The sequence below is a fragment of the Vibrio sp. S9_S30 genome (assembly GCF_014694455.1).
Taxonomy (GTDB): Bacteria; Pseudomonadota; Gammaproteobacteria; order Enterobacterales; family Vibrionaceae; genus Vibrio.
In genome coordinates this window covers 210,969-233,913 of sequence record NZ_JAAUWT010000008.1, presented here as the reverse complement: position 1 = coordinate 233,913, position 22,945 = coordinate 210,969, and the positions used below count along the sequence as shown (strand labels likewise).

Annotated in this window: 21 protein-coding genes; 14 read left to right on the top strand and 7 right to left on the bottom strand. The window is 44.1% G+C overall.

The annotated features are described in order from the left end of the window. Positions 1-24 precede the first annotated feature (24 nt). From HC752_RS11975 to HC752_RS11960, 4 genes are all read left to right on the top strand, one after another. Positions 25-1,065: an IS481 family transposase gene (locus tag HC752_RS11975; RefSeq protein ID WP_190335352.1), complete on the top strand. Its 1,041-nt coding sequence runs from the start codon at positions 25-27 to the stop codon at positions 1,063-1,065. Positions 1,066-1,164: 99 nt separating this feature from the next. Next, positions 1,165-1,569 carry a hypothetical protein gene (locus tag HC752_RS11970; RefSeq protein WP_190335351.1) on the top strand — a complete coding sequence of 135 codons (405 nt, stop codon included), beginning with the start codon at positions 1,165-1,167 and terminating at the stop codon, positions 1,567-1,569. Positions 1,570-2,090: 521 nt separating this feature from the next. Then, complete coding sequence (locus HC752_RS11965) at positions 2,091-2,585, top strand: hypothetical protein (RefSeq protein WP_238930504.1); 495 nt, start codon at positions 2,091-2,093, stop codon at positions 2,583-2,585. A gap of 236 nt (positions 2,586-2,821) precedes the next feature. Continuing rightward, a complete protein-coding gene (locus HC752_RS11960) occupies positions 2,822-3,301 on the top strand; it encodes a DUF1456 family protein (protein ID WP_190335350.1) in 480 nt (159 codons plus the stop codon). Between the two features lie 122 nt (positions 3,302-3,423). Here the strand turns inward: HC752_RS11960 and HC752_RS11955 are convergent, their stop codons facing one another. The 3 genes from HC752_RS11955 to HC752_RS11945 form a co-directional block, all read right to left on the bottom strand. Beyond that, positions 3,424-3,603 (bottom strand): hypothetical protein, encoded by a 180-nt coding sequence (locus HC752_RS11955; RefSeq protein WP_190335349.1) that lies wholly within the window; start codon positions 3,601-3,603, stop codon positions 3,424-3,426. A gap of 1,145 nt (positions 3,604-4,748) precedes the next feature. Further along, positions 4,749-5,408 carry an HAD family hydrolase gene (locus HC752_RS11950; RefSeq protein WP_190335348.1) on the bottom strand — a complete coding sequence of 220 codons (660 nt, stop codon included), beginning with the start codon at positions 5,406-5,408 and terminating at the stop codon, positions 4,749-4,751. Positions 5,409-5,508: 100 nt separating this feature from the next. Continuing rightward, complete coding sequence (locus tag HC752_RS11945; RefSeq protein WP_190335347.1) at positions 5,509-6,177, bottom strand: GntR family transcriptional regulator; 669 nt, start codon at positions 6,175-6,177, stop codon at positions 5,509-5,511. Positions 6,178-6,463: 286 nt separating this feature from the next. On the opposite strand from HC752_RS11945, the gene HC752_RS11940 reads away from it, so the two are divergent. From HC752_RS11940 to HC752_RS11920, 5 genes are all read left to right on the top strand, one after another. Continuing rightward, positions 6,464-7,780: an extracellular solute-binding protein gene (locus HC752_RS11940; RefSeq protein ID WP_190335346.1), complete on the top strand. Its 1,317-nt coding sequence runs from the start codon at positions 6,464-6,466 to the stop codon at positions 7,778-7,780. Positions 7,781-7,848: 68 nt separating this feature from the next. Next, positions 7,849-8,730: a carbohydrate ABC transporter permease gene (locus tag HC752_RS11935; protein ID WP_190335345.1), complete on the top strand. Its 882-nt coding sequence runs from the start codon at positions 7,849-7,851 to the stop codon at positions 8,728-8,730. Continuing rightward, entirely contained in the window at positions 8,727-9,542 is an 816-nt protein-coding gene (locus tag HC752_RS11930; protein WP_190335344.1) for a carbohydrate ABC transporter permease, read from the top strand. Before HC752_RS11935 ends, HC752_RS11930 begins: the two co-directional genes overlap by 4 nt. 4 nt (positions 9,543-9,546) lie before the next feature. After that, positions 9,547-10,269, top strand: a complete 723-nt coding sequence (locus HC752_RS11925) for an N-acetylmannosamine-6-phosphate 2-epimerase (protein ID WP_190335343.1) — start codon at positions 9,547-9,549, stop codon at positions 10,267-10,269. 45 nt (positions 10,270-10,314) lie between these two features. Next, on the top strand, positions 10,315-11,418 hold the full coding sequence (locus HC752_RS11920; protein WP_190335342.1) for an ABC transporter ATP-binding protein: 1,104 nt from the start codon (positions 10,315-10,317) through the stop codon (positions 11,416-11,418). A gap of 138 nt (positions 11,419-11,556) precedes the next feature. Here the strand turns inward: HC752_RS11920 and HC752_RS11915 are convergent, their stop codons facing one another. Beyond that, positions 11,557-12,402 (bottom strand): pirin family protein, encoded by an 846-nt coding sequence (locus HC752_RS11915; protein WP_190335341.1) that lies wholly within the window; start codon positions 12,400-12,402, stop codon positions 11,557-11,559. Positions 12,403-12,543: 141 nt separating this feature from the next. Continuing rightward, entirely contained in the window at positions 12,544-13,449 is a 906-nt protein-coding gene (locus HC752_RS11910; protein ID WP_190335340.1) for a DMT family transporter, read from the bottom strand. Between the two features lie 467 nt (positions 13,450-13,916). Here HC752_RS11910 and bluB point away from each other — a divergent pair, with 467 nt between their 5' ends. Continuing rightward, on the top strand, positions 13,917-14,561 hold the full coding sequence (gene bluB, locus HC752_RS11905) for a 5,6-dimethylbenzimidazole synthase (RefSeq protein ID WP_190335339.1): 645 nt from the start codon (positions 13,917-13,919) through the stop codon (positions 14,559-14,561). A 302-nt stretch (positions 14,562-14,863) separates the two neighbouring features. Here the strand turns inward: bluB and HC752_RS11900 are convergent, their stop codons facing one another. Continuing rightward, a complete protein-coding gene (locus HC752_RS11900; protein ID WP_190335338.1) occupies positions 14,864-15,802 on the bottom strand; it encodes a substrate-binding periplasmic protein in 939 nt (312 codons plus the stop codon). A gap of 269 nt (positions 15,803-16,071) precedes the next feature. Between HC752_RS11900 and HC752_RS11895 the strand changes: the two genes are divergently transcribed. The 3 genes from HC752_RS11895 (at position 16,072) to HC752_RS11885 (ending at position 20,538) form a co-directional block, all read left to right on the top strand. Continuing rightward, positions 16,072-16,521 (top strand): DUF3429 domain-containing protein, encoded by a 450-nt coding sequence (locus HC752_RS11895; RefSeq protein ID WP_190335337.1) that lies wholly within the window; start codon positions 16,072-16,074, stop codon positions 16,519-16,521. 203 nt (positions 16,522-16,724) lie between these two features. Continuing rightward, the gene (locus tag HC752_RS11890; protein ID WP_190335336.1) at positions 16,725-18,002 is read left to right on the top strand and encodes a condensation domain-containing protein; all 1,278 of its coding nucleotides are present in this window, start codon (positions 16,725-16,727) and stop codon (positions 18,000-18,002) included. 457 nt (positions 18,003-18,459) lie between these two features. After that, on the top strand, positions 18,460-20,538 hold the full coding sequence (locus HC752_RS11885; protein WP_190335335.1) for a TonB-dependent receptor domain-containing protein: 2,079 nt from the start codon (positions 18,460-18,462) through the stop codon (positions 20,536-20,538). 109 nt (positions 20,539-20,647) lie between these two features. Here HC752_RS11885 and HC752_RS11880 read toward each other — a convergent pair whose 3' ends face one another. Next, positions 20,648-20,890, bottom strand: coding sequence for a phosphopantetheine-binding protein (locus HC752_RS11880; protein ID WP_238930503.1), 243 nt, complete (start codon positions 20,888-20,890; stop codon positions 20,648-20,650). Positions 20,891-21,097: 207 nt separating this feature from the next. Here HC752_RS11880 and HC752_RS11875 point away from each other — a divergent pair, with 207 nt between their 5' ends. After that, complete coding sequence (locus tag HC752_RS11875) at positions 21,098-22,753, top strand: (2,3-dihydroxybenzoyl)adenylate synthase (RefSeq protein WP_190335333.1); 1,656 nt, start codon at positions 21,098-21,100, stop codon at positions 22,751-22,753. The last annotated feature ends 192 nt before the right edge of the window (positions 22,754-22,945 follow it).

Genomic DNA, 22,945 nt, shown 5'->3' with positions numbered 1-22,945 from the left:
CAAAGACAATAAGAGGTAACTCTCATGCTTCATACTAGCAATCCAATCATCAAACACAAAGCTGGCCTTCTCAATCTTGCAGAAGAACTCGGCAATGTATCAAAAGCCTGTAAGGTAATGGGTGTATCAAGAGACACTTTCTACCGTTATCAAGAGTTAGTCGAAACTGGCGGTATTGATGCTCTAATTAATCAAAGTCGAAGAACACCCAACCTGAAGAATCGAGTGGATAGCGAAACTGAGCAAGCTGTTCTCAAATATGCCATAGACTTCCCAGCTCACGGGCAAGTGAGAACAAGCAACGAGCTACTGAAACTCGGTGTATTTATTTCTCCAAGTGGCGTTCGCTCAATCTGGCTTCGTAATGACCTAGAAAACTTCAAAAAGCGCCTTATTGCGTTAGAAAAACAGGTCGCTGAGAACGGTATCATTCTAACGGAAGAGCAAGTTGCAGCCCTTGAGCGCAAGAAGCATGATGACGAGGCTTGTGGTGAGATAGAAACAGCGCACCCAGGCTATCTCGGCTCTCAAGACACGTTTTATGTTGGCAACCTTAAAGGTGTTGGACGCATCTACCAGCAGACGTTCGTTGATACCTACAGCAAAATCGCCTTCGCTAAACTCTACACGACAAAAACACCAATCACCGCAGCAGATATGTTGAATGATAAGGTTTTACCGTTCTTCGAGGCTCATGAGCTACCAATGTTGCGAATATTGACTGACCGAGGCACTGAATACTGTGGTCGTGTTGAACAACATGATTACCAGCTCTATTTAGCCATTAATGACATCGACCATACTAAAACTAAAGCGATGTCACCACAGACAAATGGTATCTGCGAACGCTTCCACAAGACCATATTGAATGAGTTCTACCAAGTGACGTTCAGAAAGAAACTGTATGGCTCAATGGAAGAATTACAGAAAGATCTGGACGAATGGATGGACTACTACAACAATCATCGTACTCATCAAGGAAAAATGTGCTGCGGCCGAACGCCAATAGAGACATTAGAGGATGGGAAATCAATCTGGGCAGAAAAGAATCTAGCCCAGATATAATCTGACAGGCACCGAGTCGAAAAGTGGGTAACTGTCAGATCAGGTCTGAATTAGTACAGATTAGCGTATTGTCAGCTTTTAGCTGCAGTATGCATTCCAATGGTTGCTCTGATTCAATTCTTTTATAGTTCAGTATCTACATTAACCCTATTAGCAACAATTCCCTTTGCAGCTAATAATTTTATAGCAGGTTATACACTTTTGACCCAAAAAAGACGGTACATCTGGGTTTCGGTTATTAATCAGCTACTTCAGGTTCCAGCTTTTGCTCTTGGTAGTATTTACGCAAATTACTCTGGTCTTGGGGGCGTGTACTTCTCTGTGTTCTGGGGGCAGTCTATGGCTTTCGAATTTATAGCAAATTTTTCTCCGGGTTTTATGATTCAGAAGGTCGCAGGAAATTTTCCGGTACAAAGTGTCTCTATCGATATCCTAGCAATTTTGTTTATTCTTTTACTTGTTACGGCGAGTTTTACATCAAAATCTGAAACCTCATCGAAATAGAGTTCTAACAAACGCTTCAAGCCGACTGCCAACGTGTGGCACTTTGGGTTTGCAGCAATTATTGTGTTTAAGGCGCAATCCGGTAGCCGTTGTGTCATGTTGGCAGCAGCTTAAGCGGGCGTTATAGCGCTTTGAAAATTCGAGGGTTGTCAGGTTTTCGAACATTGCTGGCTTCAGTGTTTTCGAGTTCGATTCCTCATCCATATCTAAGGTGGGAAATTCTCGGCAAACCAAGTTGCTGTAAGCTTTCAAAATCAATTAGGTTCGCCAAATTTGGAAGCATGGCTTTTGGTGCATTCTTCTAAATATTCGACTGATTCCATGTTTTGGGCTTTGTGGTCTGGTTGCAGGTACTCACTTTGTCTAAGATGTCGTTCATTGAATGCAAGCTAAGTGCTTCATTGCCAAGTAAAGGCTGTTTGCTTGTATCGCTCTAACAAACAATTCAATCAGACCAAAAACGTGTGGCATTTTTAGTTTGCGTTGAGTTTTGTGTTTAAGGTGGCCTACGGAAACGGTGTTTGAGCTACTTAATTGGGCGTTGTGCTGAGAAGGGAGTTATGAAAACTTTATTGAAACAAAATAAGTTGGTTAGCTTTAAATTTATGTACAGTTTTGTCACCAGAGTATTATTTTGTGGCATGCTTGCTTACTATTTAGTCGAGGTGTCTAAGGCTCCATTTTTAACACAATTAGGGTACATTGTGTTTTTTTGTGCTGTGTCTTTAGTGGCTGAATATTTAGTATCCAAACCGAAACGGTTGCTAGAAGTTTTGCTTGATGGTAACGATTTGTCTTTTTTAGGTACAAGTATAAACACTTATGATATTAACGAAATTTTGTACTCACAAACGAAAAGGTTTGAACATACAGTAAGGTTTCGTTTCAAAAATCAGACTTATCAGGATTTTGAATTAGCTTCCCCTGACTTAATTGAAGATCTACGTTTTTACAATTTTCTAGTTGAAAATCAATTACCAGTAAAGATGCTAGACAGTAGTGAGCGGGTTACTTAGTATACCAACATAACAAGCTTCAAGCCGACACACAACGCGTGGCATTTTCGGTTTGCAGTATGTTTCGTGCTTAAGGCGTAATGCGGTCACGTTTGTAGTCTGAGCCCCTTAATGCGGCGTTATGAAGTCTCTCAAATTGGCACAATTGGTAGGGAGTAGACCGGAAATCTGATAAAATCTAAGTCTTCCAGTAATCACGTTGATAGCACTGGATTTACCTAAGACTAGGAACTATTTTGATCAATAATGATATTTTACGCCGTATACGTTATACATTTGATTTAAAAGATAATGTAATGACAGTAATTTTCTCTTTAGCAGACTTTAAAGTGTCAGATGAACAAGTCACTGGTTGGTTGAAAAAAGAAGACGATGATTCTTTTGTTGAACTTAGCGATAAAGAGTTGGCTATATTTTTAAACGGCTTTATCAATTTTAAACGTGGTAAACGAGAAGGCGAGCAGCCTAAGCCAGAAGAGAAGTTAAGTAATAATTCTATATTCCAAAAGTTACGCATTGCTTTAAACTTGAAAGCAGAGGATATTATAGAAATTCTGAAACTTGTAGATTTGCGTTTAAGTAAGCACGAACTCAGTGCCTTTTTCCGTAAGCCTGAGAATAAGCACTACAGAGAGTGCAAAGACCAAGTACTTCGAAATTTCTTGCTTGGCCTTCAACGTCAATTGCGCCCAAGTGGTGACGAGCCTGAATCATAACAAACGCTTCAAGCGGACTGCCAACGTGAGGCATTTGTATTGCATTGGCAGCAGCTTAATCGGGCGTTATGAAGCATCTAGAAAAATCCAGTAAAATTATGGGAAATGTTCTTTAATTGAATTTAATGCCTTCGCTGTTTTGAAATGATCTTTGCCAGAAAGTCCGTTGTGTTCTTTTGGTGAAATGCCGTTTTAGGTTCATCGAAAGGCAAATCGGCTGTTTGGTTACTTTTGCCAACTTGCCAACCAATTTTTCTAGCCGCCATTTGCTTTGCCGTTACTTTTTTGGGGCGGTAGGGCATCGAGAAACTCCAAACTTGGTGGGTATTTCAAGTCAACTTGTGGTGGGTTTATCGTGTAGCTGCCAATATTTTGTGAAATGGCTCTGGCCTTCGGCTTCTGTAATTTGCTGGAAAACTGAAGGTGTCGTAAATTCCATCCATAAAAAGTAATTCAAGCAGACCAAAAACACTTGGCATTTGTAGTGATAATTGTGTTTAAATCGTAATGCAGGGGCTTGTTTTTTGTATTGTCTGTGGTTTAAGCGAGCGCAATACGTAGTGAGAGTATGAAGAGATTTTTAATAGTAGCAACACTGCTTCAACTAACTCTACTGAGTTTTTCGAAATATTATGGCTCTATTGCGAATGATTCGCTTAAAAACGCAGTAGAAATGCACGGCTCTAATCTTCTACCTTTACTTGATAAGTTCCAGTATTACAGTAACCTAGATGATTATTTAGGCTATGTTTCCGCAACAATCTGGGTGATGGTGGTAGTGGTTACAAAACTTAAAAATGTACAAAGCACCAATATGGCTAATTTGGTTATTTATTCATCGTTGTTGTTTCATGTGATTTTGATGGGAATTTAGTACCAAGCTGGTGTGATTAAATAATAAGTAGCAATGATCGTGAAATCCAAGGGGAATAACATGGAGTACATACCCAAACTATTAGCTAGTAAATTTAAATGGGCTATTACTTCATCCATACTGAAGTTGTGGTTTATATGTGTCTGTTTTGTTTTTTTGATGCCTTTATTAGCACCAATACTCATACGTATAAGTGATTATTTTGTTTTGTTAATGCTGAGCGCTTATTTGATATTTTTATTAGGAATATTTTCCGCTAAATATTACTCTAGAACATATGTATTGTTAGATACACCGATATCAAAAAATAATAAGCTGCATTTTGTATTCCTAACGGTATTCTATTTGAAGTCAAGCTTTGCTATTCTTTTGGCTATTTCCCCACTTTTTTTTAGTGATTAGGTTTTGGGCAGTCACCTAACAAAAGACTATGGTGTCAATAGCTAATTTTTGGCGCTCGCTTTATCCCATATCGCCTACCTTGGATCATCGGCTTCCCTTTAAGACAAATAGCCGAGCATTAAAGTAAAAGGTGATTTGGCTTGAGAAAGATGCGCTTATACAGACCTGAGGTTATCTGCTCAAGGTTTTTAAATAGGCGAGAACATCGCTCAATGATGGCATGATGTGGTGCCCCATAGCCGTCACTTCCGAGCAAGGCTGTACTAGATCCGGAATTTGGAAAGTATTCATATTGGCTCCAACCGCAGACCGAACACCGTTGTTAGAATCTTCAAATGCGAGACAGTGCCTAGGATCAACGGCGATACGGTTCGCTGCCAATAGGTAAATCTCCGGATCTGGCTTACCATTTTTCACTTCACAGCCTGTCGTGACGCTGTCGAAGTAGGCATCTAATCCCGCCAAACGCAGTTTGATTTGCGCGACTGCTCTGCCCGTCGATGTTGCAACGGCCAACTTAACCCCTTGGCTTTGAAACCACTCTAAAAGGTCAACAACCCCTTCTTTTACGGGAACGGCTTGATGAAGGACAATGTCGTCGTAGCGTTTTTTCCATTCGCCATGCAACTTGCCATATTCGATATATGGGTCATAGGCAGCCCGCAACGTTTGTTCAATACCCGCTGAATTTCGGCCAATGATAGAAGGATAAACATCATCCAGAAACGGTACATTCAATGTGTCACACGTCTGTTTGAAAATGGACATACAGACACGCTCCGTATCGAGAAGGAGCCCATCCATATCGAAGATTGCCGCTTGGTATTTCATATACGATTGAGTTAGCTGGGGTTGTCATCACATTGTGACACATATCAGTACAAAAGTGACACATATCAGTACAAAACATCAGGGATATTTCGATTCATCATTAGCCCGGACGACGTATTTGCACTTCAAACTTGTATTTATCGGCTCGGTAGAGTGTCTTACAAAACTCTATGGGTGTGTGAGTGGCTGCCATCATTCTTCGTTCTATCAGTAAACCAGCGCTGTATGGGGCAACGTTTAACAGAGCCGCTTCTTTAGGTTCTACGACGGTTGCTTCAATAAACTGATCCGCTTGATTGAGGGATAACTGATAGTCGCGCTCCAAAATGGTATAGAGCGATTCGGATGAAAGGCGTTCAGGGTCAAAATTAGGGAGAAGTTGGCAGGGAAGGAAGACCGTCTCCATTGCCATGGGTTGGTCATTCGCATAACGAATTCGCACGATTTTATAGACCAGTTCTGAAGGCGAAACATTGAGCATTTGGCTGGTTTTTGCACCTGCAGACATCGTTTCGGCTGAAATGATTCGGCTTGACGGCTTCAGCCCTTTCGACCGCATTTCTTCCGAGAACGAACGCAGTGATAACTGTTTTGTTTCGGGTCTGTCTGCCACAAAGTTTCCAGCGCCGAGCTTTCGCACAATCCGACCTTCTGCTTCCAGCTCTAACAGGCAGCGCCTTAATGTCTCCCTTGCTACATCGAAACGTTTACTTAGCTCACGCTCGGAAGGCAGCCGCATCCCTGGGGAACTGTCGGCGATAAACTTCATGAGTTCCTTTTTAACCTTCGCTCTTTTTGTCATCATCTTTCCTGAAAATCGGTATAGACCAATAATGCTATCGTAGTGAACATTTGTGCATGCCTCAACCCAATTCAGTCATTATTTTGCGAAAATACTATTTAATGTTTCATTTATGAAACATTAATAAGCTGTAAAGGGATTGTAAAAATAGACCATATGATCTAATTCTATAGATGGCGTATTGAGGGGATGTGTTAAGCAGAGCTCGATATGCAACCTACAATTAGGGTTATGGACGAAAGGGAGAATGGACATGATTCGTCAATCAGTAATGAAAAGCGCCACACTTTCTCTGGCTGTTATGTGGACCAGCCAGGTCGCTGCAACGGTCACAGTGCTGGGATGGCCAGGTGGACCAGAGGAAACGGCGTTAAGAAAAGCCATTGAAATGTATAACGCACAGAACGGCGTGAGTGAAGATGACAAAGTGGAAGCGTTATTCTTCAACCGTGAAGGATTCTGGGATAAGTTGCAATCCGATCTGGCGGCTGGAACAACAGAGTTTGATATTAACCTTACCGCGACCTATTCACTCGGTCGTTACTCACCGTATATGGAACCGATTACGCTGACCAAAAACGAAGCATACGACGATAAAGTCCTTGCAACGATGCAATACGAAGGCAAGCAGTTCGGTGTGCCTACGGATTTATCGCTTCACTTTATGTACTACCGCTCAGACTTAATTGACACCTTGCTTTCGAATGAAAGTTGGAAAGAAAAATATCGAGCACTTGCCAAAGAAGAGTTTGGAAAGGAAATGGATCCTGTTTCACCGCAGGACTGGACGTGGGACGACTATAAAGTCACCGCGCTATTTTTTGCCAAAAGGCAGAATGCTAAGAGCCCAGTTCGCTACGGTACGGTTTTGCAAATGAAAAACTTATTGTTCAACATGATGGTTTGGCATTCCGCAGCAAAAGCGTACGGCGGCGATTGGTTAGACGCCGATGGGAAAGTGGTGGTGAACTCTACAGGGTATCGCAGTGCGCTTGAGCTATACCGAGACCTTTACGATGCAAGTACCTCTCCGAAAGATTCATTGTCTTATGAATACGCAGAAGCCAATGCCGCCTTCGGTGCTGGTCAAGCGGCAACCATGCTCCAATGGAATGCAGCGGCAGGCGATTTAACCGATGCCAGTAAAAACCCAGCCATTGCACGCAAAGTGGGCATTGCTCCACCACCGAAAGGACCCAATGGGCGATTTACCCATGTTCATGGTCTTGGCTTTGGTTTGAACAAAGCCTCCACCAACAAGCCTGGTGCACTGAAGTTCTTGAACTGGCTTGCTACGGCAGAAGCCGCAAAAGCCTACGCGCTGGCAGGGGGGAACCCTGCGCTTAAAGAAAACGTTGTTAACGACATCGCTACGCAAAGACCAGACCTGAAAACTTTGGGTGAATACGCGGGAAGTTACGGCTTTGTCATGAATGGCGGTACATCCGGAAATGCGCTTACGATTTATGAAGTGCAGGCAAGGGAGTTTACGGGGTATTGGGCTGGTCAACAAAGCCTAGATCAAGCGTTAGAGAATACCGAAAAAGCCATGAAAGAGCTGCTTAAGTAAGACCGATAAGTAGCGAAGAATCGGAGGCAGGTCATGTTGCACTGCCTTCAAGAATAAGAGTGGATAGTATGCTTCAAGCCCCTAATCACGATAAACAAAGCCGACTGTTTACGTTGCCTTTGGTGTTGTTCCTGATTTTATTTCTGGGATTTCCTTTGGTTGCCGACCTCGTATACAGCGTGTCGAGAGTCACATTTGAAAACCTTCGTTCCCCCGAATTACAAGGTTTTAAGAATTTTGTTGATGTTGTTAATGATCCGCTGTTTTGGAAGGCAACCCATTTTTCATTCAAGTTTGGCTTTGTCACCGCCTTAATTGAATGCAGTTTAGGTTTATTTCTTGCTGTGTATTTAGCCCCGCTGCTGAAAAAGCACCCTTGGCTAATGGCCGTACTCATGATGCCGATGATGGCGGCGCCTGCTTTAGTTGGCTTGATGTATCGTCTAGTTTTGCATGAGTTTGTTGGTCCCGTTCCGTTTTACCTGTGGGATTGGTTTGGCGACAGCCCAGCATTTTTAGATGCCAACAACGCCATTTACACGTTAATGACGATTGAAATCCTGCAATGGACGCCTTTTGCTGTTCTTCTGTTCCATGTGGCGTATCAAGCCATTCCTGAGGATGTCCGAAAAGCCGCCACATTGGATGGTGCTCATGGTCTGACATTGTTTTGGCATATCGAATTGCCCTTTATGAAGCTTGCGTTGTTTACTGCGTTGTTTGTTCGCTTTATTGACGGGTTTCGGGTGTTCGATAATGTGTATGTGCTAACGGGCAGTGGGGCCGGTGGGTCAACCACTAGCCTCTCTATTTATGTTTATCTTGCGTTCTTTAAGCAAGGCAACATTGGGAAAGCGGTGGCGGCGTCGATGTTGCTGTTGTTTGTGACCTTTGCCGTGCTTTTTGCACTGAACTTCTTCTCTTCGAAGAAGAAAGGAGCGCTGCAATGATAGGTCGTTGGATTGTTTTTATCGTCGCCGCGTTGCTAATGAATTTCCCCGTATTGGTGACCTTGCTGACATCGTTCAAGTCAAATGCAGAAATCGCAAGCAATGCCAGCCTTTGGGTGGAAAGTTGGACATTGGAAAACTACGTTCAGGTGTTTGCCATTTCCGATCGCTTTGATGTGATGGCTTATTTAATGAACAGCGTGGTGGTGGCCACCATTGGGGCGGTACTGCCGTTATTGTTTTGCTTTCCAGCCGCCTACGTAATGGTTCGAAAAGGCTATGGCACCCGTATTCTTATGCCTGCTGTGATTAATCTGAGAGCGGTACCGCTCATTATTTTCGCGATTCCACTTTATATGATGTACCAACCTTTGCACTTGCTCGACAGCAAGTTGGGTTTGGGCTTAATACTGGCGATTGTGAACTTGCCTTTGGCGCTGATGATGTCGATCAATGCCGTTCATGATATTCCAGCCGAACTCGATAAAGCCTCCTTGGTGGATGGGGCAAGTCCGTTTACCTTCCTTAAAAGCGTTGCCATTCCTATGTCTAAGCCTGTACTGGCGACCACGTTAATTTTTGGCTTTATTACGGCATGGAATGAGTTTCTGTTTGGCTTAATGCTAACAACCAAGGATGCCGTGCCATTAACGGTGGGTGCCTCCTTTTTCTTTGCTGCCGGAGGCGGTGGCGTTCAATGGGGAGTGGCCGCGGCGGTTATGGTGATGGGTACTTTGCCTCCAACGCTATTGGGGCTTTTGATTTACAGGCAAATTGGTCAGTCCGTTATGGGCGGCGCAGTGAAAGGATAACAATATGAAAAAGGATCACAAAGAAGCAGTACCTGTTATTAATGCGCTGCGGGGTGGGTTGGTCGTATCTTGTCAGCCAGTTGAAGACAGCCCAATGGATCGCAATGACATTGTGCTTGCCTACGCCGAAACAGCGATCTTGAGTGGGGCGAGTGGGTTGCGAATCGAAGGTGTTAGCCGTCTTGAGTTCGTGCGCCCTCATGTCGAGGTACCTATTATCGGGATTGTTAAACGCGATTTTAAACAGTATCCAGTGAGAATTACCGCATTGGAAGAAGATGTACTTGGTTTGATCAAGGCGGGAGCGGACATCGTTGCGATAGATGCAACATTGCGTGAGCGTCCCGTTCCGTTTGCTGACTTGGTTACGTTAGTTCAATCGCAAGGTAAGTGCGTAATGGCAGATTGCTCAACCTTCGAAGAAGGCGTCATCGCAGCGGAATTGGGGTGTGATCTCATTGGCACCACGTTGTCTGGATACACCACAGACATGGTTCCTCATGACCCCGATATTGCCCTTGTAGAACGGTTGGTAGAGCAAGGGGTTAGAGTGATGGCCGAAGGGCGTTATCACTCTCCTGTTTCGGTTGAAAACGCATTAAAAGCAGGGGCATGGAGTTGCACTGTTGGGACGGCAATTACTCGGCCGGAGCTGGTGACAGAATGGTTTGTTGCGCATGCCCAATCAGGGTTCGAGAAACGATGTAAGCTGTCAAAAATTAGGTAGCCGATAGAACAAGCCGCGAATAAAAAGAAGCAAAAGGAAAACACGATGTCATCACTTCGATTGCAGCAAATAAGAAAAACGTACCCCAACGCCGAGCAGGAAACGCTTAAAGGGATCAACATCGCCATAGAATCGGGGGAGTTTCTTATTCTGGTTGGTCCTTCTGGTTGCGGAAAATCCACCTTGATGAATACGATCGCGGGGTTGGAATCCATCAGCTCTGGCGAAATTTTTATTGATGAGCAGGAAGTGAGTGCGGTTGAGCCGAAAGATCGCGATATTGCCATGGTTTTCCAGTCGTATGCGCTTTATCCCAATATGACGGTGTTTGATAACATTGCGTTCGGGCTCAAAATTCGAAAGTGGGAAAAAAGCCGAATAGAGACCGAAGTTCGACGTGTTGCCGATATGCTGCAAATCGAACATTTGTTGGATCGCAAACCCGCTCATCTCTCGGGCGGGCAGCGTCAACGCGTTGCCATGGGGCGCGCACTCGCACGTAAACCTAAGCTCTATCTCTTCGATGAACCCTTATCAAACCTTGACGCCAAACTTCGTGTTGATATGCGTACGCAAATTAAGCGCTTACATCAGCAGCTTCAAACCACCATCGTGTATGTGACACACGATCAAATTGAGGCCATGACGCTCGCCGATCGCATTGCGGTAATGAAAGACGGCGAAGTACAGCAGTTAGGGACACCTAAGGAAATCTATACGCAACCTAACAACCTCTTTGTGGCTGGGTTTATGGGGTCGCCGTCAATGAACTTTATTGAGATCACGGTAGAACTGGATTCGTCGAATAACCCTTTGTGCAAGCTCAATGGTGCGCAAAGCAGTGACAATCACGTCTCATTGCCTATTGGGCTTCGAAAGTACGATGGAGAAACGCTCATTATGGGTGTGCGCCCTGAGGACATACTGGCTGTGGAATCCGATACCGAAAAGGCGTTATCGCTAAGGGCAGAAGTGCTAGAACCAACAGGCCCCGATGTGTTGGTCACATCTAGGATTAATGAGATGGAAATCATTGCACGTTGTCCAGCGGAAGCGGAATTAGAAATGGGAGGGGTATTTTCCGCCATATTAGATATCAGTAAAGCGGCGTTTTTCGACAAAGCGACTGAATTGAGAATTGAAACCTAAGGGGGCATACGATACGTACCAGTCTCTTGAGCAAGAATGTCCAAGAGACCAGAATAGGTAAAGGGCCAGAATATTCAAGAGCATATTGACGTCTTATCTGCACATGCCTTAGTGCGTACCGAATTCGTGTGTACCGAGTTAGTATGTATCGAACAACCCTGATTGATAATCTCGGATAGTTTGTTCAATTTCGTCCATCGAATTCATCACAAATGGACCATAATGAACAATGGGCTCATCAATAGGTTGCCCTGCAAAAATTAAAGATCCTGTTTGCCCGTCCGAGTGTATTTCCACGGATTCTCCAGCCGACAGCAATGCCATGTCACCTTGTTTAATCAGGCGTTCACCGACAGTAATCCCCCCTTTGTAGGCATAGATCATCATGTTAAATTCAGCCGGTGTTGCCAACGTGACTGAAGCGTGCTGTGGCGCCCGCCAATCTGCTACCGTAGCAGGTACCCCCGTTTTGCTGAGTGGTCCTTGTAAGGTCTCGCCATTCACGATCAAATCTCCAGCAAGTAACCGGATCAAGCTTCCATTTTCGGCATCAAACTCCGTCACCATTTCTGGCTGAAAATCGAAGTATTGCGCGGGCTTCATTTTGTCTTTCGCGGGCTGATTAATCCAAATTTGAAAGCCATGCAAGTTGCCGTCTTCCATTATAGGCATTTCACTGTGAATCACGCCTCTTCCAGCGGCCATCCATTGTGCTCCACCACTTTTAAGCTCACCCACATTACCCATGTGATCTCGATGTTGGAAATGCCCTTCGATCATATAGGTGAGGGTTTCAATGCCTCTGTGTGGATGCGGTGGAAAACCACCAACGTAGTCTTTTTTGTCGTCGGACTGCAATTCATCCACCATCAAAAACGGCGAAAATGCTTGATTGTTGAACCCAGCTACACGGCGAATTTTCACGCCATCGCCATCGGATGTTGCCTTTGAAGATATGATCTGACGGATTTCTCTGGCGGACATATTTCACCTCTCATAAACTGCGATTAATAGATTCAGTATAGGCTGGTGGCACCATCAAGAAGATAGGAAGACTTCGAGAGAGTTGTTCGAAAAATTTGAATGACAAGGGCGTCTTGTCATTCAAAAAGCCTACGCGATGCCTTATTTCTTGTTTATCCGCCACACTGAGAAAACCACCAAACCCATACCGATTGCGTGATAAATCGTAAAGGCTTCGCCAAGTAGAGTGACGGCAAAAAGCGCGGTAATAGAAGGGCCAATGTTGCTGGTGACACTGAGTGTCGAGGGGGTTAAGCGAGCCATGGCTGCTGCCACAAAATAGGAAGGAATTACGGTGCAAAACACCCCTAAGGTGATGCCAAGAGCAATCAGTTCTGAACTGAGTTCGGATAGCGCAATATCTTGGTAGAAATGCTGACCCATAATGGCGATCCCCGCGCTTGCCATACCGACGCTGTTGAAGAGTTGGCTACCCATATTGCTAATGAGTGTTTTGCTCAGGACTAGGTAGATGGCAAAAATTAGGGCTGAACCCGCTGCCATTGCACTGCCCAACCAGACTTGTTCTCCCATGTACTGCATATCGTGCGTTACGATAAATGCGACACCGACGTAACCCAACAAAATAGCGGTGAGTGTTTGCGGCTTAGGTTTCTCCTTCATAAATATCCAGCTGATCGCGACAACAAGCGAGGGGAAAAGGAAAATTACCAAGCGCTCTAGTTGCGCAGAAATGTATTCAAGCGCAAGGATATCTAGCAGGGTGGCAAAGTAGTAGCCAAGTACGCCTACCAGCGCGGCTTGCCAACCAAATTGTCTAAGAGACTGTCTGGAGGTTGGATTACGACACAGCCAGAAAAGAATAACCAGATACAGGGGCAGAGAGCTGAGCGCCCTAAGGCTCATAATGGACGTGGCGTCGCCACCAACATCGTAAGCGAGTTTGATTAAGACCGGTTTTATCGAAAACATGGCGGTACCGGCCAAAGCAAACATAATGCCTTGTCGATACTGGGTGGAGGGTTCTGCTTTTACTGTGGTGCTCATTTCTCTTTCCCTAGTGTAAGAACGTTCCCGAGTATAAGAACGTTGGGCTGTGAGAAATGGCGTTGGATTCCGGCTGCATCACTCACAGCCAGACATAGAAAACACTACCGACTGATTGGCATAAGTGAAAGGAGCCAGAGTGATAGAGTACAAGGGTTCATGGATAACAGACCTGAATAGTGAGTCACTTTTTAACCTACCGAAGCCCACCTGCGATGGCAAGCGTTTTGTTTCCTTCCATCTTTTTTATTTCATCCTATCTCTTTTTATTTATTTCCATCTCTTTTGTTCTACGTCACCGCTAGCCTATTTGTCTTCGACCAACGATAAGCGACAAAGAGACAAACAATGCAAGATAATCAATTTGTTACATGGTAAAGATCCAGCAAAGACCACTGACGCTGTCTTCCTTTCTCGTTACTATAAATCTGCACGCCATATAAATAAAAAAACACAGGTCATTACCGATGAATATAACTCAAGAAGAGCGGGAAGCCGTTTACAAAACCATTTTTTTCCGCCGGGACGTACGCAGAGATTTTAAACCAGATACGATTCCTAACGAGGTGCTCATGCGTGTGCTTACTGCTGCACATCATGCTCCCAGTGTCGGGTTTTCGCAGCCATGGGATTTTGTGTTGGTGACGAACCCAAAAACAAAATCAGCGATAAAGCGCGATTTTGAAGAAGCAAATGCGTATTCGGCGGAGCAGTTTTCTAAAGAGAAGCAGTCGCAATACAAGTCGTTCAAGCTAGAGGGAATCATGGAAGCCCCCATGGGGATATGTGTGACCTGTGATAGAGAGCGAAACGGACCAACAGTGATCGGCAGAACGGTGAAACCTGAAATGGATTTGTATAGCACAGTATGTGCGGTTCAGAACCTCTGGTTAGCGGCGCGAGCTGAAAACTTAGGGGTAGGGTGGGTGAGCATTTTGAATGATGCGGTTTTAAGAGAAACGCTGTGTATTCCAGAAAGAAAGGTCATTGTCGCGTATTTGTGTATCGGTTATGTCAATGAGTTTAAAAAGAAACCTGACTTAGAAGCGGCGGGTTGGTTACCTAGGAGTAGCTTGGAGTCGGTGATTCATCATGAACATTTTGAATGTTAGCTCATCTTTTGCTGTCTGCAATCTAGGAGGCGAGGGCTTCTTACACAACCTGATGGAATAAAGCACGGGAGGCTTTCATGTGTTAGAGGCTTTTGTGCAGTAGAAGCTTTTGTGTAGTAGACGTTTTCGCATATCAAAAGAAGAGTCACCATAGACGGTATTAAACGGCGGACGCCATGTCGCCGTTTTTTAGAGAGGTCATGCCTATCCCGCTCTTTTTGTTATACCACTCACTACCACATCTACCTGGGTGCCTTTGTCCTTCTATCATCATTACTCTTAGAAACCATCGATTACCGCTTCTAGAAACAATCGGTGATAGTGTGGCTGTTCTTAGTGTATAGCTCGTCGTAGTACCGCTTCACGATTTCGTCATACCGACCCGATTGCTTCAAGCTGATCAGCGTTTGATTAATATTCGTGACAAGTTGTTCTGCCCTCGGTGAACGTCTTGATACCAAAAAGTAAAATTTGACATGCTCTTCATTCAGTGTCTGACATGCGATGTTATCGGGGATAGTGATCTCACCAGCGGTGATACTACCAGCGACAATGGGGGCGGGAATTTCCATGATTTCACAGCGACCATGGTTTAGCATCATGAGCATACTATTGAGCCCAGCTTTGTGTAATAAAACGATCTCGTCATCGATATGAGTGTGTTTTTCGATGTAATTTTCAATGACCCGCCCATCTGCCTCACACACTTCGAAATGCTTCATTTCGCGCAGCGTTGTAAGCCTATGCCCTGACATTGGATTAAACAGCCCTTTTGGAAACTCGTCTTTAGAATAGAATATGGCGCGGGAAAGAGAGTAAATGGGGCCAATGAAGTAGAACTCTTTTGCTTTCTCTTCACTGTATGTGGCGTCGGTGGTGATTTCAAACTGGCGCTCGTGACCAAACTTTTGCGAATTGTGAAGGCAGCGCTTATGAGGCATGAGTTTATACTGAAATTGATACTGGTGCTGATTCGCTGCCGCTTCTAATATGTCTATATTGACACCAACGACCTTACTACTGGCTTGTTTGTTTGCATTTTTTGCACTTGGCGTCTGGGGTGCTTCGTAGTAAAAAGGCGCCCAAGATTCGCTGCAAACCTGAACGGGAAGTTGGGTACCTACGGGTAAATCGTTTTCGATGTAATGACCATCCTTCATGCGAATATCTGCATTCGCGACGTTGAAAATGTTCCAAACAGCAAGGTAAATGAAAAAGTAATGCCAAAAATGCCGACGCATTTATTAACCCAATCTCAATAGTGTCATGATAGGAGTATAGTCAACCCTAGAGCTGAACGCGAAATAATCCAAGACCGTGTGCATTAAGGGCAAGGAAATGAAGCATCAAGGGAAAGTGTCGCTTCACAAATATGCCTTACCGCCCCTCTTTACGATCTCAGTGCTCCAAAAATGATTCTAAGTGGAGGCTTAATGCTCTCTTTCTCGTGACTTTCTTCAGGTTTGTCTATTATTGGATCAATTAGAAAATTGACCGAATGGAGTGGATGATGGAACAGACACCGCGACACATTATGATGGGGCTTGGGTATTTGGGGCTTTTGCCCTTTCTTGGTTGTTTGATACTGATAGTGGCGGATATTTCGCTGTTTGGGCATTCCCCGCTGAGGCTTTTTGTAACGTACAGTGCGATTATATTGAGTTTTTTATCCGGCGCTTTGTGGGGAAATGCCATTGATCATTTCTCTCATGCATTGAGCCGAAATGGGATGCTGCTGAGTAACTCTTTCACCTTTATTGCATGGGCTGTTTTGTTGCAATCACCTAATAATGATTGGATCTCTTTGTTTATGTTGGCTTTTGGCTATGTGGCGGTATGGTTTACTGAAGCCACGTTGAGAAAGTCTGAAAATGAAAATAATGCGAAAGGTTACAACGCCCTTAGAACAAGGTTGACCATCGGCGTCGTCGCATTTCATGGCGTAGCATTGGTGATATAAGTAAAATTGAAAATGATTCTCATTGAGTTTTATTGCTGTGTTGGTATTATCTGACGGTTTTTGGTTATATTCAATTAACCTCAGCCAAGGATAAGAAAGCCTAATAGAAAACCTATTGCACTTAAATGAAGTCGTGATATTCGAAGAGAGTGTCGCTGCGCCGCTTATCCCAAACTGAGGTTCATTCAGGTAAGGAAACCACAATGAGCCAAGTTTGGTACCCACTCACCAATGCGCAGCAATCCTATTGGGATGAGTTCTTACATCATCCTGATCGTGCTGGATCTGTCGTTGCCCACCGTATTGAAATTATTGGTCATTGCGATCATAAATTATTGTTGCGTGCTATTCGTCAAGCCGTTAGTGAAGCAGACGTATTGAACTTATCGTTCAAAATGGAGGAAGGTGAATCGTACCCATATCAAGCTGTTACCCCTCCGCCGAGTTCGAATGTAGAAGTGATCGATCTAAGAACAAAGCCAAATAATGAAGACTTGGCTAACGAGATGATGGCAAGTGATGCAAATACACCCATTAACTTGACCAATTCTGCCCTATCTTTGCAAAGGCTGTATCTACTATCGGATGAAAAACGCGTGTGGTATTCGCGAGCGCATCATATTGCCGTAGATGGTTACAGCATGAACTTAATTGAGAATAGGTGTGCAACCCTATATCGCAGCTTTTTAACGGAAGATGCGCCACCTGCGGCATACAAAGGGCTCGATACTTATATCAAAGAAGATCATGATTATCTGACGGGCAAACGTTTTGGTCTAGACGAAGCGTTCTGGCAAGAATATATCGAAAAGTCCACCCTTGAAAAAGTAAAAAGTGATCGTTCATGTTTCGATACAGTCGCAAATACGTTGCTGCTGTCGGACAAATTAGGCACCTCATTGCTCACTTTATCTAAAAAGCTCATGATTGGATGGACGGATATTTTATTGCTCCTCACTTCTGCGTATTTATATTCCTTTTTTCAAAGCACGGAACGACGAAAAGGTGATGTGTTGCCAGTATGGATACCCTTTATGAATAGAATGGGAAACCCTTGCGCGAATACGCCTGCCTTAATGGTCAATGCCATACCTTATAGAGTCTGTGTTAAGCAGACTGAGAGTATTGACGATTATCTTGTAAGATCCGTAAAAGAGTTAAGAAAACTGTACTCTCATGGTCGATACAGGCTAGAGAACAAAAATATATCTGAAGGTGGCCACTATTTCTTGTCACCCTTTATCAACATATTGCCTTTCGACCCACCTAATTTTCACTTATGCCAGACAAAGCACCAAGTCATTGCTGGTGGTATCGCGGATGGGTTTAATATTACCTTTCGATCGTCAAAAGATGCATCCGGCATGAGCTTATTGATTGAGGGAGAATCTGCCTTATACCCTCAGTCCTTAGTCGACACGCACGCCAATGGGCTCAAGGACTTTTTGTGTGCCATATTGTTTCACCGTAATACCAACTGACGTCAGCTATCCACTCTACCTTCATGCATTATTCCACCCTAAAAATGAGGCAGGCGCTCACTCTGCCTAACGTTGCATTGTCTTTATAGGATCCGATGTCCTAGATGAGTCACTAAAATACTAATGATAATTATTACAAATCATAAATGAGAATGCTTTACATTTACGCATGGTATCGATAGAGTACGGAACTGAATTCGTCAAGCAACAGATAGAAAAAAGATAACAACATTTTCTGATGCCACTATCGCTCTATCTGAGAAACGATTTTCGCCGGAATACTCGCATTCAATTACGTCACGTAGTGGTTAATGAAAGTCACAAGGAAGTCTGGTCGAATACTCCGTTAAAGAGTCCATCGCCTTTTCACTCATTTGAATAATCTCCAATTTGGCTTTTTTTGATAAATCGTATTTGGGTGCGCCAATTGTTAATGCTTAGTTAAGGAGAATTTTAGATGACAGCATTACGTCCAGTGCAGATGAATGTAATAGGAAACAAAACATTCAAATTGCGCACCTTATCTGCACTTATTATGGGACTCTGCGTGGGTGGTCAGGCATTTGCAGAAACAAATAATAAAAACGAAGCAAATTCTGAAGAAGGTACTATTTCTGTTGTCACCGTAATTGGTGAAAAAACAGAGCGCTCTATTTACGACACTGGCTCGAGTGTTGAAGTGTATGATGAAGATCGCATCAACACGACACCAGGTGCAACGGAGATCGCGGATTTACTTCAGATCACTCCAAACATTGTGGATACTGGTAAAGGAAATAGCTTACCGACTATTCGTGGTCTCGATGGCTCAGGACCATCTGTTGGAGGCGCAGCAAGTTTTGCAGGTACAGCCCCACGTTTAAACCTTTCTATTGATGGTCGATCTTTAACTTATTCTGAGATTGCATTTGGTCCACGTTCTCTATGGGATATGCAACAAGCTGAGATTTACCTTGGTCCTCAAAGCTATGTTCAAGGGCAAAATGCCTCGGCTGGTGCCATAGTGATGAAATCAAAAGATCCAACGTATCATTTTGAAAGTGCTGTTAAGGGGGCACTAGCTGAACAAAACTATTCCCAAACTGCAGCAATGATTTCTGCCCCTATCCTTGATGATGAGCTTGCGTTCCGTTTGAGTGTTGATCAGCAAAAACGCAAATCCCATTTAGACCTAGCATCTTACGATCCAGCAGGTGATTCACGCCGTGTTGAAACGACAACGGCTCGAGGTAAGTTTCTATTTGAACCTTCAGCGTTAGAAGGATTTAAATCCACTTTAGCCGTGACTTACATGGACACCCGTGCACCTCAGTCAGAAAATGTGGTGGGACCAAATTACCCTGCTGAGCGTCCTATTTACGAAAGTAACAGTGTAAGCACGGCGTGGAATGTATCGTGGAAACTGTCTGACACAACGACGATTGAAAATAACCTTGTATACGCTAAGTTTGGTTATGATCGTGTAACTGACCCTACGGGTCGCCGTGCGGACTTTACGACCAAGGGTAAGGAATTCCATATAGAGCCTTTGGTTAAATACCATTCACTTGATGACAAGATCGTCGCTCTTGCGGGCTTACGTTATTTTGGCTCTAAACAAGACGATCTATTTATTACTACTAGCGAAACGTCAATGGAGGGAAGTACAAAGACTCAATCAGCGTTTGCGGAAGTGACTTATTCTGCAACTGAGCAAGTTGATGTAACCTTTGCTGGTAGGTTTGAGAAAGAGAATAAAGTAAGAGATGTTGATCTTTTATCACTTGATTATGATGAAACTGCGACAGTATTCCTTCCTAAGTTTGATGTAGCGTACAAGCCAGAAAGTACTCAGACTATCGGTTTCAAGGTCGCGAAGGGTTATAACTCTGGTGGGGCTGGTTTGGCATTCAATCCAACTCGTAGAGTACCGATGCTGCCATATAGCTTCAAAAAGGAGGATATGTGGAATTACGAAATTTACACTCGTCACCTTTTGCAGGACAGTACAGTTGAGCTGACTACCAATTTGTTCTACAACGACTTCAATAATATGCAGATTCAACAGTCTAAGCCTGATGGCTACGTATTTGTAGAAAATGTAGATGGAGCCAATTCATATGGTGCCGAGGCTGGAACTCGCTGGCTAGCGACTACCGATTTGGAAGTATTCGCCAATATTGGTTTGCTAAAAACGGAGTATAAAGAGACGGAACTTCAAGGTGGAAAGACTCGAGAATTACCTCGCGCTCCTTCTCTAACTGGAACATTCGGTGCTCTTTATACATTTGGCGATGGGTTTGAGTTGAGTGGTAACGCTAACTATACTGGCTCGTACTTCTCAGACAGAGAGAACAGCGCGGCGCAAAAAATTGCCCCATTCTGGGTGTCAAATGCGCAGCTAGCCTATGTATTTGATGGTGGTCGTGCATCTCTATTCGTGACAAACGTATTGGATTCACAAAAGAAAACACTCGTCACTTATGCACCTGCAGTTGATGAGCCTTTAAAACAAGCACCCCGCCAAATTGGTGCTTCTATAGAATTACACTTCTAATGATTTAGATTGAAACAAAAAACGCCTTGCTCAAATGCAAGGCGTTTTATTTCTAACGAGAAAGTAGCGGAGATGTCTAATCACATCGGCTTAATTGTTAACGCTAGAGTTAGGCAGATACTTCACGGGATGCGACGATTTGTTGCCACGATTCTAATGTTGGCGATTCCATTAACTGCGCAAAGTTAATATCCAACCCCGCATTTCTAAACTGACCGGTGAGACGCATCATACTGATGGAATCCAAACCCAACTCAATGAGGTTGACATCCGGTTTTATTAACTCGGCAGGAACGTCCAAAAGCTGACTAATCGTCGCTAACAAATCAATACTCGCTTCTTGCTTTGACAAAATAATATCCTTTTTTTTCGAAAGCTTACGTAAAACTTCCAATGTGTGATTCAAAATCGTTATACACAATATCATTACTTGATTGCGCTCTTCAAATGATTATTATTACCATTTGAGTTAAATAATCGTTATCAGGCGGAAAGAGTGCGTTAAGTTATTTTTTCTTCTAAACACTCATTTCAACACGAAAAATTTATAGGGAATGACATGGAAACAACGGTCAAGGAGAACGCGAACCAACATAGCTTGCTGTACGGCTTTGTTGATCAACCTGCAAGCCAATCTCAAAAATTTGAAGACGCCAAGATATGGCACAACACACCCTTGTGGGCGATTTTATCTGAGGGCGTGGATAAGCATCCAACCAAAGTTGCAGTGAGTGATTCCAGTGGTGCGCTTTGTTACCAAGAACTGCTGCGTGAAGCGGACAAAATAGCAGCAGGTCTAAAAGAAGATGGTCTAGAAGCAGGAGACAGCGTTGTTTTCCAAGTGTCGAACAGCCTGTATTTTGCGAAAGTGTTTTTCGCGATACAAAGAGCGGGCTTGGTTCCCGTTCTCGCTTTACCTGCACATGGTATTGTTGAGATTCGCCATTTTATGAAGGTTTCTGGTGCCAAAGCTTATATTGGATCTAATCTAGACAATGATAGCAAAGCCATACACATTTCAGACGCTTTATCTGAAGAACTGTCTGGTTTAAAACACCTATATATTGCTGGCGAATCAGGTCAATACCGCTCATTACCGGAAGGTGATGTGAATCAGTTTACACCTGAAGATTTGAATCCAGCCCATCCTGCACTGTTTTTAGTCTCTGGCGGCACAACGGGTCTTCCAAAGCTGATTCCAAGAACTCATAACGACTATCGCTTTAATATTCAACGCTGTTCTGAGGCCGCTGAGTTATCAAGCGAAGAAGTGTACCTTGCCGTTTTACCTGCCGCCCACAATTTCACTTTGGGTTGCCCGGGGCTACTTGGTGTTCTTCATTCTGGGGGGCAAGTTATTTTCAGTTCGAACCCTAGCCCAGACTATTGTTTTGATGTGATTGAACAGCACAAAGTAACGGCAACCGCTCTGGTTCCTGCGCTAGCCCAACTCTGGACGGCAGCGAAAGAATGGGAGAATGCCGATACATCCAGTTTGAGGCTGATGCAAATTGGCGGATCGAAACTGGCGTATTCTGATGCGATTAATGTTCAACAGGCTTTTCCAGGTGCACTCCAGCAAGTTTTCGGTATGGCGGAAGGGTTGATTGCCTGCACTCGCTTTGGCGATGATGAAGAATTAATTGCCACTAAGCAAGGGCGCCCTGTCAGTGATTGGGATGAGGTTCGCGTCGTGAATACAGAGGGGGAGCCCGTTTTGGTTGGTGAGGAAGGGGAGTTGCTTACCCGAGGCCCCTACACCTTAAGGGGCTATTACCGTGCTGAAGAGCACAACGAACGCTCCTTTACTCACGACGGTTTTTATCGAAGTGGGGATCGCGTGGTGGTGGATGAGAGTGGCTACATTGTGGTGACGGGCAGAATTAAAGATGTCGTAAACCGAGCGGGCGAATGCATTGCTACGGATGAATTAGAAGAGCAGTTGCTTGCTCACCCCAACGTTGCGCAAGTCGCGGTGGTTGCGGTACCGGATAAGCATTTAGGGGAAAGAATAGGCGTTGCCATAGTCAAGAAAGGGCGAGTGCCAACGCTTCAAGAATTGCGGGTTTTCCTTCAAGAGCAGGGTATCGCATCATTCAAATTGCCGGATGAACTGAATATTGTGTCCAGCCTCCCTAAAACGGCGGTTGGCAAGATAGACAAAAAGCGCGTTCCAGGTCCCGACGGTAACCCTTGGGTCAGTACGCCACTATGAGTGACATGAGGCTGCGAATGTGCAGCCCAACTTTATCCTAAAAGCGACGGTATTCTGATTGAATATGAATAGATAATAAGATACATTCTCATTTCGATTTAAAGCAAGGAATTTCTATTTTCTCCCTATTCTTCAACAGGTAAGGATTAGCGCGAAAGTAGTAGACGGACAGCAGGGAATGAAATTTAAAGG